Raw genomic sequence first — 1,230 nt, 5'->3', positions numbered from 1 at the left:
ATATAAATCTTTACATTGATAGCCACTTTCTGCTTTTCAACCACTTTAAAAGAATATTTAATATTTATTACAACATAGATTCTAACACATCTCTTGAAACCTTAATATCTAAACAAAATGATTTTCACTTCAAAATAAGAGAGCTTATGTCTAGCGGACATTCATTTGACGAAAGTCTTATTCTAATTGCAAAAGAGATAAAAGTAGAACTGACATACATATTAAGGTTGTACAAACTAAAACTGTTACAAGTTTCTAAATTAGTGAAAATTATTGATATCCGAGATAGTCAAGATATATTCTACAATAAATACCTCGAAAAAATGTACTTTAATGAACTAACGTTAAGACAAAATGCAGCATGTGCCTCCGACATATTAAGATTAAGTTTATTATATAGAGATGGTGGTATGTATGTTGATGTAGATACATTGCCTTCTCATAAAAATGTTTACAAAGACATTAACATAACCACCTTATCGATAAACGAGAACTTACTTGATATTATAAAATCAGAGTATTTATTGCAAGAAGTAAGACAAAGGAAGCGATACCTCAAAAACAGAAATATATCTTTATCACATATTGAAGCTCAGATAAACGACAAGAGAATATTAATAAAACTGAAAGAACGGGCTGCTGATAGACTTAGTGATTTTTATAATCAAGATTCTTTATATGTTCACCGAGATATTATAAAAGTTGCAACACAGAACAGAATTTATGAAATAAACAACAACACCTTGCTTGCTAACAAAGGCAGTCGATGTATCAGAATTATCCTTAAAGAAGTTATTAGGCGCTATAAATACTTACATTCTAACAACTTTATTTACTCTACTCCATCTCACAAGAATGAAAAAGTTAGTAACTATTTATCTAGATTAGACAAATATCGACACGACGGCTTAAGCAATTATAATGATACAGAAGTGACATTATTGCTTACAGGACCATGCTTAATTCATGAGGTATTGTTGGGTCTATGTTATGAAGTTTTTAAAATACCAAAAAACATATCTCCCACTTCAGTGTCATATATATTTAGAATAGATCGTACATTCTTGGGATTTAATAACCAAACTCACTACACACCAGAGCAGCTGAGGTCATCATGGCTATAAAGAAAATAACTGTTTTATTAGTAATTCTACTCTGTGCATATGTAATATTTTTATATGGAACAAGATTTTATTCCATTGACAGTTCCAATGATGTTGAAAATAACAT

The 1,230-nt window shown here is 29.6% G+C and carries 1 protein-coding gene; it reads left to right on the top strand.

The window, feature by feature from the left end; all coding sequences use genetic code 11:
• The coding region (locus HW45_RS04895) for a TcdA/TcdB catalytic glycosyltransferase domain-containing protein (RefSeq protein ID WP_235225365.1) at window positions 1-1,124 on the top strand (1,124 nt) is incomplete at its 5' end.
• Window positions 1,125-1,230: the final 106 nt, after the last annotated feature.

Origin of the sequence: Vibrio sp. ER1A, from assembly GCF_000733315.1 — a bacterium.
GTDB classification, from domain to species: domain Bacteria; phylum Pseudomonadota; class Gammaproteobacteria; order Enterobacterales; family Vibrionaceae; genus Vibrio; species Vibrio mediterranei.
Note: the sequence above shows the minus strand (reverse complement) of the source record. Positions and strands in the feature narration are given on the sequence as shown.